The 17,474-nt window shown below is 38.7% G+C and carries 14 protein-coding genes and 1 other annotated feature; of the genes, 11 read left to right on the top strand and 3 right to left on the bottom strand.

From position 1 onward, the window contains the following. The first annotated feature begins 531 nt into the window (after positions 1-531). Positions 532-3,237, top strand: a complete 2,706-nt coding sequence (acnA, locus tag AO843_RS22900; protein WP_054613365.1) for an aconitate hydratase AcnA — start codon at positions 532-534, stop codon at positions 3,235-3,237. A gap of 255 nt (positions 3,238-3,492) precedes the next feature. Further along, the gene (locus AO843_RS22905; protein WP_054613366.1) at positions 3,493-4,989 is read left to right on the top strand and encodes an S-layer homology domain-containing protein; all 1,497 of its coding nucleotides are present in this window, start codon (positions 3,493-3,495) and stop codon (positions 4,987-4,989) included. Positions 4,990-5,052: 63 nt separating this feature from the next. Here the strand turns inward: AO843_RS22905 and AO843_RS22910 are convergent, their stop codons facing one another. Then, complete coding sequence (locus AO843_RS22910) at positions 5,053-5,637, bottom strand: DJ-1/PfpI family protein (protein ID WP_054613367.1); 585 nt, start codon at positions 5,635-5,637, stop codon at positions 5,053-5,055. A 139-nt stretch (positions 5,638-5,776) separates the two neighbouring features. Here AO843_RS22910 and AO843_RS22915 point away from each other — a divergent pair, with 139 nt between their 5' ends. The 7 genes from AO843_RS22915 (at position 5,777) to ileS (ending at position 12,654) form a co-directional block, all read left to right on the top strand. Continuing rightward, entirely contained in the window at positions 5,777-6,220 is a 444-nt protein-coding gene (locus tag AO843_RS22915; protein ID WP_054613368.1) for an Lrp/AsnC family transcriptional regulator, read from the top strand. Between the two features lie 71 nt (positions 6,221-6,291). Then, positions 6,292-6,504 carry a sigma factor gene (locus AO843_RS25285; RefSeq protein WP_231630234.1) on the top strand — a complete coding sequence of 71 codons (213 nt, stop codon included), beginning with the start codon at positions 6,292-6,294 and terminating at the stop codon, positions 6,502-6,504. Positions 6,505-6,515: 11 nt separating this feature from the next. After that, on the top strand, positions 6,516-6,704 hold the full coding sequence (locus tag AO843_RS25290) for a sigma factor-like helix-turn-helix DNA-binding protein (RefSeq protein WP_231630237.1): 189 nt from the start codon (positions 6,516-6,518) through the stop codon (positions 6,702-6,704). Continuing rightward, positions 6,697-7,656, top strand: coding sequence for a DUF3221 domain-containing protein (locus AO843_RS22920; RefSeq protein ID WP_054613369.1), 960 nt, complete (start codon positions 6,697-6,699; stop codon positions 7,654-7,656). The genes AO843_RS25290 and AO843_RS22920 overlap by 8 nt, the downstream gene beginning before the upstream one ends. Before the next feature lie 211 nt (positions 7,657-7,867). Next, entirely contained in the window at positions 7,868-8,185 is a 318-nt protein-coding gene (locus AO843_RS25295; protein ID WP_231630235.1) for a hypothetical protein, read from the top strand. Positions 8,186-8,294: 109 nt separating this feature from the next. Beyond that, a complete protein-coding gene (locus AO843_RS22930) occupies positions 8,295-9,200 on the top strand; it encodes a DUF2785 domain-containing protein (RefSeq protein ID WP_231630236.1) in 906 nt (301 codons plus the stop codon). 59 nt (positions 9,201-9,259) lie between these two features. Further along, positions 9,260-9,498: a binding site (T-box leader), on the top strand. Positions 9,499-9,561: 63 nt separating this feature from the next. Continuing rightward, positions 9,562-12,654 carry an isoleucine--tRNA ligase gene (gene ileS, locus AO843_RS22935; protein ID WP_054613370.1) on the top strand — a complete coding sequence of 1,031 codons (3,093 nt, stop codon included), beginning with the start codon at positions 9,562-9,564 and terminating at the stop codon, positions 12,652-12,654. 41 nt (positions 12,655-12,695) lie between these two features. Here the strand turns inward: ileS and AO843_RS22940 are convergent, their stop codons facing one another. Beyond that, positions 12,696-13,298, bottom strand: coding sequence for a LysE/ArgO family amino acid transporter (locus AO843_RS22940; protein WP_054613371.1), 603 nt, complete (start codon positions 13,296-13,298; stop codon positions 12,696-12,698). A gap of 107 nt (positions 13,299-13,405) precedes the next feature. Here AO843_RS22940 and AO843_RS22945 point away from each other — a divergent pair, with 107 nt between their 5' ends. Continuing rightward, positions 13,406-14,842 (top strand): aminotransferase-like domain-containing protein, encoded by a 1,437-nt coding sequence (locus AO843_RS22945; protein WP_054613372.1) that lies wholly within the window; start codon positions 13,406-13,408, stop codon positions 14,840-14,842. Positions 14,843-15,046: 204 nt separating this feature from the next. Continuing rightward, on the top strand, positions 15,047-16,231 hold the full coding sequence (locus AO843_RS22950; RefSeq protein ID WP_054613373.1) for an oxalate decarboxylase family bicupin: 1,185 nt from the start codon (positions 15,047-15,049) through the stop codon (positions 16,229-16,231). Positions 16,232-16,513: 282 nt separating this feature from the next. On the opposite strand, the gene AO843_RS22955 is transcribed toward AO843_RS22950, so the two are convergent. Further along, positions 16,514-17,089, bottom strand: a complete 576-nt coding sequence (locus AO843_RS22955) for a hypothetical protein (protein ID WP_054613374.1) — start codon at positions 17,087-17,089, stop codon at positions 16,514-16,516. Between the last annotated feature and the right edge of the window lie 385 nt (positions 17,090-17,474).

The raw sequence follows: 17,474 nt of genomic DNA on the forward strand, positions 1-17,474 counted from the left end.
GCTTGAAATTAATCTTATGAATAAGTGATAGATAAATACAAAGTGATATTCTACCCGAAAGGGTTGGAAAGTCATTTACACAAAAATATTGACGCTCCCTTTAATTGCGAAGAAGTTAATTATAATTCTAAAAGTAGAAGTATTTCTAAATAATTTTTTTGTTATGATTTCTACTATATAAATAAACCTGTCCGGGTGAAGAATTTTTTTATTATTTTCTTATGGGGTACAATTTTTAGAAAAAATTCATGTACCCCAATTTGTACCCCACATCGTACCCCAGTTAAATACATTTAAATACACTTAGTTAGATAGGTATAGAAACCCTCATAAAAACAAAACCTTGATATTATGCACATCAAAAAATTAAAAACATCAGGATAGAAACCAAGGTCATAAGTTATGCTTATCAAAAAGTATAATATTAATGTAATTTACTTATGAATATAAATGCGTTATCATGGGTATTGGAGAAAAGATGCTACACTTTTTAAAGCCTTTTCAAAAAGATATATTTAGGGGGATCCGCAAATGGCACAAGGTAATTTACACAACAGCCGCGCATCATTCGAAGTAAATGGTAAAACTTACAATTACTATGACTTAGCTGCGATTGAAAAAGCTGGCGTTGCAAAAGTTTCAAACCTTCCTTACTCAATTAAAGTATTATTAGAATCTGTTTTACGTCAATATGATGCATATGTAATTAAAGAAGAACACGTAAACGAATTAGCGAAATGGGGAAATGGTGCAGATCCAGAAGCAGAAGTACCATTCAAACCTTCTCGCGTTGTATTACAAGACTTTACTGGTGTACCAGTAGTTGTTGACCTTGCATCTCTTCGTTCTGCAATGAAAGAAATGGGCGGCGACCCAAGCAAAATCAACCCTGCTATTCCAGTTGACCTTGTAATTGACCACTCAGTACAAGTTGACAAATACGGTAATGCATCTGCACTACAAGCAAACATGGACCTAGAATTCGAACGTAACGCTGAGCGTTATAACTTCTTAAAATGGGCTCAAACTGCTTACAATAACTTCCGTGCTGTACCACCAGCAACAGGTATCGTTCACCAAGTAAACTTAGAGTACTTAGCTCCAGTTGTACACGTAAACGAAAATGCTGACGGCACATTTGAAACATTCCCAGATTCAGTAGTAGGTACTGACTCTCATACAACAATGATCAACGGTATTGGCGTTCTTGGATGGGGCGTAGGTGGTATCGAAGCTGAAGCAGGTATGCTTGGTCAACCTTCATACTTCCCAATTCCAGAAGTTATCGGTGTTAAATTAGTTGGCGACCTTCCAAACGGAACTACTGCTACTGACTTAGCATTAAAAGTAACACAAGTATTACGTCAACGTGGCGTAGTTGGTAAATTCGTTGAGTTCTTCGGACCTGGCGTAACTAAATTACCACTAGCTGACCGTGCGACAATCTCTAACATGGCTCCTGAATATGGTGCTACATGTGGTTACTTCGCAATTGACGAAGAATCATTAAACTACATGCGTTTAACTGGTCGTGACGAAGAGCACATCGCGGTTGTAGAATCTTACTTAAAGTCTAACCACATGTTCTTCGATCCAACATTAGAGCCAGTTTACACTGACGTATTAGAAGTAAACTTAGCTGAAATCGAACCAAACCTTTCTGGTCCAAAACGTCCACAAGACTTAATTCCACTATCTCAAATGCGTTCTCGTTACAAAGAAGCAGTAGTGGCACCACAAGGTACACAAGGTTTCGGTTTAACAGAAGATGAATTCGCAAAAACTTCTGTAGCAAAATTCGCTGAAGGCGATGTAGAAATTCCAACAGGTGCTGTTGCAATCGCTGCAATCACTTCTTGTACAAATACATCTAACCCATACGTATTAATTGCTGCGGGCTTAGTAGCGAAAAAAGCTGTAGAAAAAGGTCTAACAGTACCTAAATGGGTTAAAACTTCTTTAGCACCAGGTTCTAAAGTTGTAACTGGTTACCTTGAAGATTCAGGTTTACAAACTTACCTTGACCAAATCGGTTTCAACACTGTAGGTTACGGTTGTACAACATGTATCGGTAACTCAGGTCCATTATTACCTGAAATCGAAGATGCAATTAAAGAAAATGACTTATTCGTAACATCAGTTCTTTCTGGTAACCGTAACTTCGAAGGCCGTGTACACCCACTTGTAAAAGCTAACTACTTAGCTTCACCACCACTTGTTGTTGCTTATGCACTTGCTGGTACTGTGGATGTTGACCTACAAAAAGATTCATTCGGTAAAGACAAAGATGGCAACGAAGTATTCTTCGCTGATATCTGGCCTTCAACTGAAGAAGTTAACGCAGTATTAAGTACTGTAGTTAACCGTGAATTATTCCAAAAAGAATACGAAACTGTATTCACAGCGAACGAAAAATGGAATGCAATTGAAACATCAACTGAGTCTCTATACACATTTGATGACAAATCAACTTACATCCAAAACCCACCATTCTTCCAAGGTCTTGCAAAAGAGCCAGAAGCTATTAAAGGCTTAGACGGCTTACGCATTATGGCGAAGTTCGGTGACTCAATCACAACTGACCATATTTCTCCAGCTGGTGCAATCGGTAAAGATACACCTGCAGGTAAATATTTAATTGAAAACGGTGTTGCAATCCGTGACTTCAACTCTTATGGTTCTCGCCGTGGTAACCACGAAGTAATGATGCGTGGTACATTTGCAAACATCCGTATCCGTAACCAAGTTGCTCCTGGTACAGAAGGTGGATTCACTACTTACTGGCCAACAGGTGAAGTAGAGTACATCTATGACGCATGTATGAAATACCAAGAGCAAGGTACTGGCTTAGTAGTACTTGCTGGTAACGACTATGGTATGGGTTCTTCTCGTGACTGGGCTGCGAAAGGTACATTCCTACTTGGCGTGAAAACTGTTATCGCACAATCTTACGAGCGTATCCACCGTTCTAACTTAGTAATGATGGGTGTTCTTCCACTTCAATTCATGCCAGGTGAATCTGCTGAAACATTAGGCTTAAATGGTAAAGAAGAAATCTCTGTTAACATTACTGACAACGTGAAGCCACGTGAAATCTTAACAGTAACTGCTAAATCTGAAGACGGCACAGTTAAAACTTTCCAAGCTTTAGCTCGTTTCGACTCAGAAGTAGAAGTAGATTACTACCGTCATGGTGGTATCCTACAAATGGTTCTACGCGCAAAAGCTGCTGAGTAATCATTCATAACAATATAAAACCGATCTCTTAGGAGATCGGTTTTTTTGTTTGACGGATAGAACGGCAAAAGTGACGGATAGAATTCAATAAGTGATGGATATAGCTTCAAAAGTGACGGATAAAACGAATCAAATGGCGGATAAATTGGCTAAAATCGGCTTTTAATTTGCCAAATACATAGCATTTTCCCAAATGTTTATATAAAATTAAAATGTAAGCCTTTAAATATTTACATAAATGGGGGAAGATCTATAATGACAAAGAAAAGAAATAAGTTTTACATGGCCGCAACGGCGGCAGCAGCAATGACAGCTGTAGCAGTAGTACCTGTATCGGCAGCTAGTCCATTTTCAGATGTAAGCGAAGATTATACACATTTTAAAAGTATTTCAACATTACATGCAGCAGATATAATTAATGGATTTCCAGATGGAACATTTAAGCCATCACAGGACGTAACACGTGGACAAGCGGTGAAGATGATTGCAAGTGCTTTCCATCTAACAACAACGGATAAGGAGAACGTTGAAAATCCAAATTTCAAGGATGTAGCGACATCTAGCCCATACTATAAGGCGATTGTTACATTGGTTAATTTAGGTGTAGTAAATGGCTATGAGGATGACACTTTCCGTCCAGATGAGACGATTACACGTGGTCAAATGGCGGTAATGGTGGCACAGGCAGCAGGCTTAACAGCAGAAGGAAAAAGTCCATTTACAGATGTACCACAAAATAGTCCATTTGCAGATGCTGTTACGGCATTATATGAGGCAGGTATTGCAAAAGGTGTTACTGCTACAGAATTTGGTGTAGAGAAAAACGTTACACGTGGTCAATTAGCAACATTCATTGTGAATGCATTAGGCTTAGCTGTGGATACACAACCTACAACTGAAGAAAATGTGGAACAACCACAAGAAGAGCAGGTAACGGAAGAAAAACCTACTACAACAAATGATAGTGCTTTGTTAGAGGAAGTGTTCACAAAAGCATTAGCTAAGCAGAAAGAATTAAAAAGCATGAAGGCTACAATGACGATTTCTCAGTCAGTAGAGGCAAATGACGGTAAAGAAACAATGAAAATGGATTCTAAAGGCAATATGACTATGGAAATTGTTACGGAGCCAATGCAATTCTTTACGGATGGAACTATGTCACTAACAGATCCAACAAGTGGTGAAGCGATTAATTTGCCGATTAAAATGTATATGACGGCTAAAGATGGTATGTATATGTATGAGGCTGATCAAAAGGCTTGGGTAAAGTTCCCGAAACAATTATTTGAGGATGTGCTTAGTCAAACAGGAATGCAGCCAGATGCAGCGGAGCAATTAAAGATGCTACAATCATTTGCTGAAGACTTCACATTAAAGGAAACAGCGAGCCGTTATGAACTAACGCTGAAGGGTGCCGGTGATAAATTCACAGAACTAGTGAAGCAGCAGATTGGTGCCATGGATTTAGGTATGGATGCTGATTTGGAAGGACAATTAGGCAATATGTCTTTTGATAGCCTCACTTACAAATTAGTGATTAATAAAGAAACATATGATGTCGAAGAAATTGCTATGGATATGACAATGAGCATGAAAGTAGAAGGCAATTCGATAAAAACAAAACAGCAAACAACGATCAAATATCATGATTTCAATGCTGTGACAACAATTACAATTCCAAAAGATGTGCTAGAAAATGCGAAGGAAATAGATTTAAACGCAACTGAAACAGCACCACCAGTCAGCAAATAATAGAAATACAAAATAAAAAGTAGGTTTACCCCAAATACATGGTGTAAGCCTACTTTTTGTATATTAGTGAAAGCCCATTAAGTCTCTTACTCTCGCCGTATTTGTGGTAGATGTCAGTGTTTCTAGTAAGCGAAAGGCTACATCAAAGGCAGTACCTGGGTTGGAGGAAGTTATAAGATGTTCTGTTTGCACAATGCGCTCGTTGACAATAGCCGCACCATAGCTTTCGAGCTGTCCTAATCGTTTACTTGTTGGATGATTGTAAGTTGTCGCTTGACGATTATGTAGAATACCACTATGTCCTAATATTAGAGAAGCTACGCATATCGTTGCAATCGGTTTTTTCTGATCATCAAAATGCCGAACAACCGCTTGAAATTCCTCGCTAAAGGCATCCTCATAAAATCCCGCTTCCTCAAAGCCACCTGGGATAGCCAATGCATCAAATTCCGCTAAATCAATTTCATGCAGCAATTTCTCAGGCGTGACCTTAAAATTCCAGGTACATTGTAGCTGTGCATGTAACCCTACAGTGACTACCTCTGTTGTTCCATCACCTTCCCATTTATTCCAACCCAGCACATCTGTAAAAACACTAGCTTCCACAGCCTCAAAGCCATTTGCTAAAAGTAACAATATTTTTTTCATTTGATTACGCCTCCTTTATGCTTTTATTGTAATCAAAGAAGCCTACCAGTAACAGAAGTTGTATAATGTAATTTAGATAAATTCCCTTATTATAAAAGGAATTATAAGAATAATAGTTGATTAAGAAAGGTGATTAACCGTGGATCAAATTGATACTCAAATTTTACAGCAGTTACAGCAGAATGCCAAAATCTCGATGAAAGAATTAGCCACTACCGTTCATTTATCTTCTCCCGCTGTTATTGAACGCGTCAAAAAGCTTGAGGAACAAGGTGTGATTGAAGGATACCACGCAAAGGTGAACGTCAAAAAATTGGAACGTACCATTCAGGCGATTATTTTATTTAAATCCATCGATTGTAAAAGCCTATCTGATTTTTGTAATGCTCATCCGGATGTTCTTGAATGTTATCGAGTAGCGGGGGAGATTAGCTATATTGTCAAACTAGCAACCTACTCTGTAGAAACATTGGAACAATTTATTGATGCGGCTATGCCTTATGGTACACCTTCTACAAATATTGTGTTATCTTCAATGGAAAAAAAGGTGATCACACCATTTACTGACAATGATTTAAGATAAATACAAAAAAACAAACCTCCAAGTTATGAGCACCGTACTATGTAAGAAATTTACAAAGTGCAGAAGATATCGTGCAGGATGTCTTTATAAAATTTTATCATAACCCACAAAATTATGAGGAACGCGGCGAGTTAAAGGCTTATTTATCGACGCTAGTCATTAACAGAAGTAAAGATTATTTGCGGAGTTGGACCTATCGTAAAATCCAAGTACAGCAGAAAATTTTTGCCAAGCAGACGATCATGAGAAGGGATATGCTTGTCAGCAAGATGAACGAACATTAATTGAAAATGCCATCCTCGCACTACCATTCAAACAGCGTGAGGTTATCATTCATTTTTATTTTGAAGAAATGTCTGTGCTGGATATAGCGAAGCTGTTAAACATTCCTGAAAGTACAGTCAAGACGAGGCTACGTCGTGGGCGAGAACTACTAAAACCTAAGCTATGGCATGTTGAATGGGAGGTGCTTCTGCATGAGTAAAGTCGATGTTCGAGTAGTAAGAGATTTATCAGAAAGCAAAAAGCGTGTGATGGCAAATGTTGTTCAGCAGCTAGAACAACGCGATGAAAAAAATTCTTCAAAACGTTGGCAATATGGTGTGTTAACCATAATTTTGAACGTATGTTTAGGACTTTTTATACTTAATCAATACAAAGATAATCTACAACAAGCCTCCAACATTCCACCAGTATTAGATGAACGAATTATAGAGCTTCAGTTACAAAAGGATACGTATTTCAATGGAAAAAAACGCCTCTATAGAGCAAGCTTTGATAGTTTTTTATATCTTGAATCGACTTTTGCGAATGCGCAATCAAGGAAGTTCATACCCTCACTGGAGCAAGTAGAAAAAGAACTAGAGCAAATTATGGAAGATTTTAGCTATGATACAATGCCCACAATGAATGAACGACTACAAATGCTGCAAATGACAGAAGAAGAGTTTATAGCCACATATGGAATGTCAATTGCTTATAAAATGGCTTCAGTGAATTTATTAATGGAGGCAAGCAGAGCCGATTATATAAATACAAGTGACCAAATCCGTACATGGTTCGTGGAGCAAGAGGCCATGCACTATTTAAAGCAGCACTATCGTAAAGACATTGCTTCTTTACAAGAAAAATATAGACTCCCAGAGAAGGAAAGTCAAATGATGTGGAAAAGAAGTGGAACTGTCTTAGCGATCAAGGAACATGAATTTTTGGTTGTCTCGGGCGTCTTTGATAACGAGGTTGGTCAATTATCTGTAGATGAACTGGTGCAAAAACATAGTAATGGTACATGGTTCCCTCTAGTGGATGTCCCAAAAACACTATCAGTTGGTGATCGAGTGGAAGTGCAATATAGCCAGGCGATTGGGAACGATGGCTCTCAACCTTTCATTGATTTTAAAGATATAGTAGAGATGAAAATAGTGAAGGAATATTAATAAAAAGACTAGACATTTAACAATTTAGAATGTCTAGTCTTTTCTTTATGGTTGGATTCATATAGAATATTTGTAATATTTTACTAAGTTAATGAGGTGATGGGTTGCTATTTGCTCTATTGGATAATGCAACTGCTTTTTCCTAAGCAATCCGCTCCTACTGATTTATTTAAAAAGTATGTCACAGGAAGAATCCACTTGGGGTTGGCCGATGGCTTTATGGTTATTCATTTTCATGACTATTCGGTATTTCGTTTCGGTTGGAGAGGTTTTTTGGGTTGTCCTATGTTGGGTGTTTTACATAGCATTGAAGAAAAAGCATGTCCTCATTGTGGCAACACTGATGGTTCTATTTGGCGGTGCTCTCATCTTTTCACTTTATCAGGCAAACAAACAGGTGATTGCCTTCCACCAGCAGGTAATGGAAGAAATAGAGGACAATCCAGATTGTCAATATTATTTGACCCATAATACGATCGCACCGTCTACACTTCTTAGCGTAGTGGATGACATAGCAGAAGTTCGCTAGGGGCAAATATATGCTTCAACCTTTCCTTGGAGCAGTAAGGTAATTGTGCACATGGATAATCGGCGAAAGGAATTTACATATGTCCGTTTTCATGATGGATGGAGGTTAGATGGGCTATATCGAGAAAGTAGTATTGAGCATAACAATGAATAAGCAAAGGGGAGTCAGCCAGTTGATACAAGATGTATGGAAGGAAGAAGTTTTAAAGGATAGATTAATGGCATTGAAAAAGGGTCAAACTACTATGGAGCAAGAGAATCAAGAGCAGCTTTTGCAGGCCATGCTAGCCCATATCGGCTCTACTGATAGTGAACTAAGAGATACCTATATTTATGGCAGCTTCTATGAGTGGATTTTAGAAAAAAATCTACTGGATGATCATCACTTAACGGAACTGTGGGGTTACAGCTTGAACCATTTATTATTTAAGGGTATCGAAGAAAAGGAATCTGATTGGGTCTTTACTCGCTCCTTTACATCATTATTAGTAGCACTTATTTTAGCAAGGGATCTAGCGGATGATTTTTTATCTAAGGGTGACATAGAGGACTGTCAAACGAAGTTACTGGCCTATGTAAAAGCGGAAAAGGATGTTAGGGGCTATGTGCCTGGCAAGGGGTGGGCGCATAGTGTGGCTCATGTATCAGATGCCATAGATGAACTTGTGAAAAATCCTAAATCGCTGAAAACTGCCTATGTTGATATTTTACATGCATTATGGTCCATTTATTTACAACCTCATTATCTCTTTATTCATGATGAGGATGAAAGACTATTAGTGCCTATATTCGCGATGTTGGAGCATGGTTTAGCACAAAAAGAGGTGATTCATTTAGTGCAGCAAATGCCATTAACTTTAGCCGCATTAAAGGAACAGTTGAATGAAGAACATTACAGAATGGTGCTATTCAATAGTAAAACATTGCTAAAGAGCTTTTTTATTCAAACAACTCACCAATCGCAATATGCAGCTCTCCATCAAAGCATTGTCACTTGTCTTCACGAAATTTATTAAGGTTGTCCACTGTTGACAGACAATTGGTAATTTGATAAGATGAGTGACAATAAAAGCATACAAATTCGTTGATGAGAAAAAGTAATGTTTCATTTTGTTCTACAGAGAGCCGACATTTGGTGGAAGTCGGTGTGCAGGTGTTACATGAAGATCCTCTCTGAGAAGGTTAGCAGAATAAAGTAAGCCAACCCGGGTGTCTACCGTTAAAAAGAACACGTATGATAGTACGTTGCTGAGTGCTATTGACCAATGTGTCAATAGAATTAGGGTGGTATTCGCGGTTAACCCCGTCCCTTTCCTTGGGACGGGGTTTTTTGTATGCCTTTTATACAAAATAGTATTGTATAGGAGGAAATATTATATGCAAACAGAACAAAAGAAAGAAACGACGCTTGAACGAGAAACACGAATACGTGCATTGTGGGAGCAAGAAGGCACATTTTTAGCATCCGTAACAAATCGTGCTGGACAGCAGCCCTTTGTATTTTACGAGGGACCACCCACAGCAAATGGTTTACCACATGTTGGTCACGCCTTTGGTAGAACGATTAAAGATGTGGTGGCCCGCTATAAAACAATGCAAGGCTATTTTGTTGAACGTAAAGCTGGCTGGGATACACATGGTTTACCTGTGGAACTAGGGGTTGAAAAGACGTTAGGCATCTCTGGCAAGCAAGAAATTGAGAATTATGGGGTAGAGCGTTTCATTCAAGCGTGTAAAAATAGTGTTTTTACCTACGAACAAAAATGGCGTTCCTTTACAGAGCAGCTTGGTTATTGGCTTGATATGGATGATCCATATCTCACATTAAGTAATGACTATATAGAATCGGTGTGGCATATTTTAAGCCATGTGTACAAGGAAAAGCTTTTATATAAGGGACATCGAGTTTCACCATATTGCCCTAGCTGTCAAACGTCTTTAAGCTCACACGAGGTAGCACAAGGCTATAAGGATGTGAAAGATTTATCTGCCACAGCGATGTTTAAGCTAGCCGATCGAAACGAATATTTCTTAGGCTGGACAACGACGCCATGGACATTACCTGCTAATGTGGCATTGGCCATGAATCCATCCCTAAAATATGTACGGGTAAAACAAGCCGATAAAGTATATATTCTCGCCAAATCGCTGGTGTCAAAGGTTTTCACAGAATCTGTGGAAGTTTTAAGTGAGCATGATGGGCAGGAGTTTGCTGGTGTTGCGTATCAACCACCAATTTCTTATGTAAACGTTGATCATGGTCATGTTGTGGTAATGGCTGATTATGTAACTGAGAATAGCGGTACTGGGATCGTGCATATTGCACCAGCATATGGGGAGGATGATTATAAAACGGTTCAGCAGCATGGCTTGTCCTTTGTCAATGTAGTGGATTTGAAAGGGTGTTACACAGAAGCGGTGCCGGAGCTTGTCGGACGATTTGTGAAAGATTGTGATGTCGATATAATAAAAATGCTTGCGAAAAAAGAGCTCTTATTTAGTAAAGAAAAATATGAGCATAGTTACCCACATTGCTGGCGCTGTGATTCACCATTGTTGTATTACGCAACGGATAGCTGGTTTATCAAGATGTCAGCTTTAAAAGAGCAGTTACTACAAAACAATCAACAAGTGACTTGGTATCCTAGTCATATCAAGGACGGTCGATTTGGCAACTTCCTCGAAAATATAGTGGATTGGAATATAAGCCGTAACCGCTATTGGGGTACACCATTGAATGTATGGATTTGTCAGGATTGCGGACATGAGGAAGCTCCTAATAGTATCGCTGCATTAAAAAAATTAGCCAAAGGGGCTGTCGATCAGCAAATAGAGCTTCATAAACCATTTATTGATGAAATTGATTGTACTTGTCCTGTCTGTGAGGGAGATATGAAGCGTACACCAGAGGTTATCGATGTATGGTTTGATAGTGGATCGATGCCCTTTGCCCAGCACCATTATCCTTTTGAAGATGTCAAGACTTTTCATAATCAATTTCCAGCAGATGTTGTCATTGAGGGAATCGACCAGACACGCGGTTTTTTCTATAGCTTATTAGCAGTATCAACGTTATTTACAGGAAAACCACCTTATAAACAGGTGCTATCCTTAGGGCATGTGTTGGATGAACATGGACAAAAGATGTCGAAAAGTAAAGGCAATGCACTAGAACCTGTAGAGTTAATCGAGCAATATGGAGCGGACGCTTTACGTTGGGCTTTTTTAATAGATAGCTCTCCATGGAATCCAAAGCGTTTCTCCAAGAAGATTGTGATAGATGCGAAATCAAAGCTAGTGGATACATTGGATAATACGTTTAAATTTTATCAGCTATATGCCGACATTGATGGTTTTACGTATGATGCTACAAACACAGGTACACGAACACCTTTAGATCATTGGATATTGTCTCGCTTACATCACACCATCCAGCTTGTCACTGCTTCTATGGATGATTATCAATTTACACATGCGACTCGGGAAATTGCTCAATTAGTTGAAGAGCTTAGCAATTGGTATATTCGTCGTTCCCGTGCAAGATTTTGGGCAAATGGGATGACAGCGGATAAACGTGGTGCATTTAGTACCCTGTATGAGGTTTTAACGAGTATTTGTCAATTACTTGCACCGTTCACACCCTTTATCTCAGAAGATATTTACCGACAATTAACTAGCAAAAGTGTGCATGTAGAAGACTATCCAATCTTTAATGAAAAACTAGTGAATCGTCAACTTGAACAAGAAATGGCCACAGTTTTAACGGTTGTGGAACTTGGGAGAAGCATTCGCAATAGTCAGGGGATGAAGGTCAAACAGCCATTAAATGAACTTATTGTTGCGGTAGCTGGGGAGCTGGCTGATTATCAAACCTATAGCGAGCTAATTCAAGAGGAGTTAAACATGAAGGTTTGCAAATGGACCCATGATTTCTCAGCTTATGAAAGTGTCCAATATAAGCTTAATTTCAAAACAGCTGGAGCTGCGTTTGGTTCAAAGGTCAATCAAGTAAAAGCGTATATCATGGCATTAACGGATGAAGAGAAAGAGAAGCTACAGCAAAACGGTGAAGTGAATATCGTGATTGAAGGGGAACAGCTAACATTGTTATTAAGCCATGTCATAGCTGATGCAATTGTGAATGAACATTATATTTTAGCCGAAGATAGCACTTGCCGTGTACTGATGAATGTACAATTAACAGAGAGTCTGCTACAAGAGGGGCAAATGCGAGAATTAATTCGTTTCATTCAAGATTCTCGTAAAAAGTGGCAGCTGCCTGTTGAACAATATATATCAATTGCCTTTAGCGGTAGCGAAATGGTACTCTCGATCATCCAGCAGCACGAAGCTTTATTACAAGCAAATGTATTAGTCAAGGCAATCCATTATGGCGAGGAATGGAAAGAGGCTAGATTGGCAGAAACAGAGCTATTTGATGAAAAGCTCACTGTTTTTGTCTCCTTATAAAAGAAATGCTCAGGAGAAATCCTGAGCATTTTCTATGTATCTTATAGGAGGCCAATCGCGAGATAACAGGCTGTTGCCCAAATGAAAATGGCCGAGCATTTAGTGAAAATTTTCATCAGATTTCCTGAGCTATCAAGCTTTTGGAAAGAGGCTCCAGTTATAGTAAGACCGAAAAACCATAGCCAAGAAATCAAGACACATGCTGTAGTGAAGATCATTTGCTCTGTACCATTATATTTTAATGCACTCGTGCCAATGACGCCGATTGTATCTAAAATGGCATGTGGATTCAGAAGCGACACAGAAAGTGCGAAAAGAATTTGTTTTTTTATGGGGAGTGCTTCACTCTGATCTGCGGTTGCTGGACTAGAACGCCAAATGGAATAGCCCATATAAAGTAAGAAAAGTATACCAACCGACATTAAAGTAATACGTAGCCATTCAAATTGTAGGACAATTAACGATAGACCGAATACCGCTAGTAAAATTAACACTGTATCACAGATGGCAGCTGTCACACTTGCTGGCAGAGCACGCAATAAATTTGGTTGTGTAGCACCTTGTGAAAAAACAAAAACATTTTGTACGCCTAATGGCAAAATGAGACCAAATGCTAAAACGATGCCGTGAAGAAATGCTTCCAACGATCAATCCCTCCTTTCATTACTCATTCTAGCTATGATATAACTAAAAGAAAACGACCAATTGGATGGTTTTTTATCCACCCAATTTTGAATGAAAGGTGATGACCATGAGCTGGCAGCCAAACAGACAGAATGACACCACATTGCAGCAACAAATTGTTCAGTGGGTAACAGCAAAAGTCGAACGAGGAGATTGGGCAGCAGGTACCAGACTGCCTACTCAAAGACAGTTGGCCATGCAGTTTGGCGTAAATCGAAGTACGGTTCAACAGGCTTTAGAAGAATTAAAGGCGATGGGCATCCTTGAAGCAAAGGTAGGCTCAGGCGTTTATGTCACACACAATTCCTGGCATGCATTAATTCAACAAACACAGCCGAATTGGCAAAACTATATTGAAACGAGTCTCCATAAGCCAAATTACCATACAATCCAATTAATAAATGAATACGAGCAGCGTGATGATGTGATTCGTTTAGGAACAGGAGAACTAGCACCTAGTCTGTTACCAACAGAGGAAATTGAAGCTTCACTTCGGGAGCTATCATTGCAGCCAAAAGCATTAGGCTATTCTTCGCCACAGGGCAATGATCAACTTCGATCAGCTATCTGTGAGTATGTACAGAAAAGGGGTATTGATGCGGAGCCGCAGCAAGTCTGTATTGTCTCAGGTGCACTACAAGCCTTACAGCTAATTGCCGTTGGTTTACTAGAGCAAGGGTCCATCGTTTTTCAGGAACCGACCTCCTATTTGAATTCGGTCCATCCATTTCAATCCGTTGGTATGCAAATGATCGGGATACAACGAGATGAACAGCTTGCACAAACATTGGCCCAAAGGAAACGAAAAAAACAAGCCGTGTTTTATGCCATTCCTACATTACATAATCCTACAAGTCAGGTATGGACATCTTTGGAAAAAAAGCAGCTATATGAAGCTTGCCAGGCAGCACGTATTCCTATTATAGAAGACGATGTCTACCATGAATTGCTTTTTGAGGACCCATTACCTCCGATAAAAGCAATGGATAGTAGCGGACAGGTCCTTTATATTGGCAGTGTCTCCAAAACGCTAAGTCCTGGGCTACGAATTGGCTGGCTTATCGGCCCAACGACAGTCATTGAACGATTAGCAGATATAAAAATGCAAACGGACTATGGTTCAAGTGCCATTTCACAAGAAATTGTCCTGCATTGGCTACAATCAGGAAAATATGAAAAACATCTTATAAATTTACGTCAACAATTGCAGGATCGAGCCGATTTTACAGAACGAATTTTACAGGAAAACTTTAAGGGATTGGCTGATTGGCATAAGCCAAGGGGAGGCTTTTATATTTGGCTCAAGTTTCATAAGCCTCTTGTCGATAAAGAGTTCTTTGTGAAGCTATTGCAGCGACAAGTATTAATTAATCCAGGCTATATCTACGACCCTCAAGATCATCACCATATTCGTTTATCCTATGCATACGCAACCTACGAAGAATTGCGGGAAGGCTTACAAATCTTGCATGAATGTGTAATTGAGGCGAAGGAGATTGAGTAGCTTCTGTGTCCATTGATAATTTACCCAAGTAGCAGGTACGGGGGATCAAGAAAGAATGAAGAACCCGCTCCAAAATGGGGTAGAAGTGATCATTAAGGTGAAACAGACTTCCTCAAAAGAAAGCGCATAATCTGAGCTGCACACCCATACATTTTAGAGAATCATAGCGTTTTATTTCGATTTCTAACATAAAGAGGTGAACGATTGGAGAATTTGCCACCAGGTTATTTTCAGGTGCCTCAGCCCATTCGAAGTGATGGAGCTGGAGGAGTGGATAAAGGGCCACGCGATATAATGAGAGATTTAGAAAATCCTGATATGCTGGTACCGCCAACGACAGATGCGGGTTTGATTCCTAACTTGCGATTTTCATTTTCAGACACCCATATGACCTTAAATCAGGGGGGATGGTCTCGGGAAATTACGGTCCGTGAATTACCGATTGCCACAACAATGGCGGGTGTCAATATGAGTTTGACACCAGGAGGCGTACGTGAGCTGCATTGGCATCAGCAGGCAGAGTGGTCTTATATGTTACTGGGTCATGCGCGAATTACGGCGGTCGATCAAGATGGCTGTAACTTTATTGCTGATGTGGGTCCTGGTGATTTATGGTACTTTCCACCAGGAATCCCGCATTCTATACAAGGATTAGAGGATGGTTGTGAATTTTTATTAGTATTTGATGATGGAAATTTCTCTGATCTCAATACACTTTCGATTTCGGATTGGTTTGCCCATACCCCGAAGGATGTGCTATCAGCAAATTTTGGTGTTCCAATTAGTGCCTTCGATAATATTCCGAGCGAACAGGTGTATATTTATCAAGATAAAGTTCCTGGATCTATTGACTCGCAAAAAGTCCAATCTCCTTATGGCAAAGTGCCAAAGACTTTTAAGTACCGCTTGTTAGCTCAGCCTCCATTGAAAACACCCGGGGGCAGTGTGCGTATTGTAGACTCTACCAATTTCCCAATTTCTAAAAATATTGCGGCGGCATTAGTTGAAATAGACCCTGGTGCAATGCGGGAATTGCATTGGCATCCTAATAATGATGAATGGCAATATTATCTACAAGGAAAAGGACGTATGACAGTATTCATAGGTGATGGAACTGCTCGAACATTCGATTATCGCGCAGGAGATGTGGGCTATGTGCCATTTGCGACGGGTCACTATATTGAGAATACGGGTACGGAGCCGTTATGGTTTTTAGAAATGTTTAAAAGTGATCGATTCCAGGATGTGTCGTTAAATCAATGGATGGCACTAACACCAACTGAACTGGTACAAAGCAATTTACAGATTGGTCCCGAGTTAATACAAGCGCTAAGAAAGGAAAAATGGCCAGTGGTGAAATATCCGGGATTTTCCTATTATCCGAAATAAAAAAAACAGGTGAATGTCTTTTTTATTAAAAGTCAAGAAAATAAATATGGAACTTGATAATTATATGTTTTGTTAAAATGTCACACATTATAGAGGGTAGAAAGAAAAGGATAGATGCACAGGGTATTATACCTGATTACATCTATCCTTTTTGTACAATATATGACCTCATTTACTACAACAATTTAATTTTTTTATCACAATAAAATTCCAAAGTTTCTTCAATAAAGCCCCTGTGAGTTAAACAAGACGAACACAACCCTTTTGCTATTTCACCTAAATTTATCTTTCTTTATCATAAGTGTTCCTTGTAAGATTGAGCTTTGGCATATAAGTACTTCCACCTGCTACCATTTCTTTTGTTTCAACATCATAAATTGCATAATTACCTCTAAATTCTTTATCTGTGTCTTTAAAGGAATAAAAGAAATAAACTTGCCTATCGGGGCTAACGGTCTGATGGTAGTTAATATCTATATCAGGGTAAGTACGAAGAATATTTCCATCAAAAGTTATATAATTTAATCTTTCTACCTCATTGAACAATAATTTTTTTCTAACATTTACAGATGCATCAGGCATTTCTTTAAAAAGAACAGTATCCAAATGTCGTTGCTGTTGATTTGGCTTCTGCTTAAATCTTTGATAAACTTCCTGATGTATAGGATACTTTAGGTCTCTTAATGACTGGTAAAATTCATCTACAGTTTCATCAATAACTTTTTCCTTATTTGAAGGATGTAAATAGTCATTTTTATCTGAAGGTGTAGTTTGTGAATAAACAGGATTTTCTAATAACATAGAAAAACTGAACAAAAATATAAATACAAATAAACTAATTAAGGTAGGATTTCTCATTTAGATTACTCCTTTTTAGAAGTAACGTACCCTAAATATTCTTTAACTATTCTGCCTGTTAGTTGAACAATAGGTGATATTTAGCTGATATCACCTATTAAACATTTCAAAATAATTAGCTATCCATTTTGAAATGTTTAAATAAATATGTATTCAAAATCACTCTTGTTCAACAAACGGGCCAGATTGTTGAATAACACAGTTGATGAGTTATGCCCAAAAATAGAATTAGATTATGAAGAATTATACTTAAAATAACAAGACAGAATAGTCTAATTCATGGAAATGGGAGCGTCAATATTTTTGTGTAAATGACTTTCCAACCCTTTCGGGTAGAATATCACTTTGTATTTATCTATCACTTATTCATAAGATTAATTTCAAG

It is taken from the genome of Lysinibacillus sp. ZYM-1 (genome assembly GCF_001308875.1).
Taxonomy (GTDB): Bacteria; Bacillota; Bacilli; order Bacillales_A; family Planococcaceae; genus Lysinibacillus.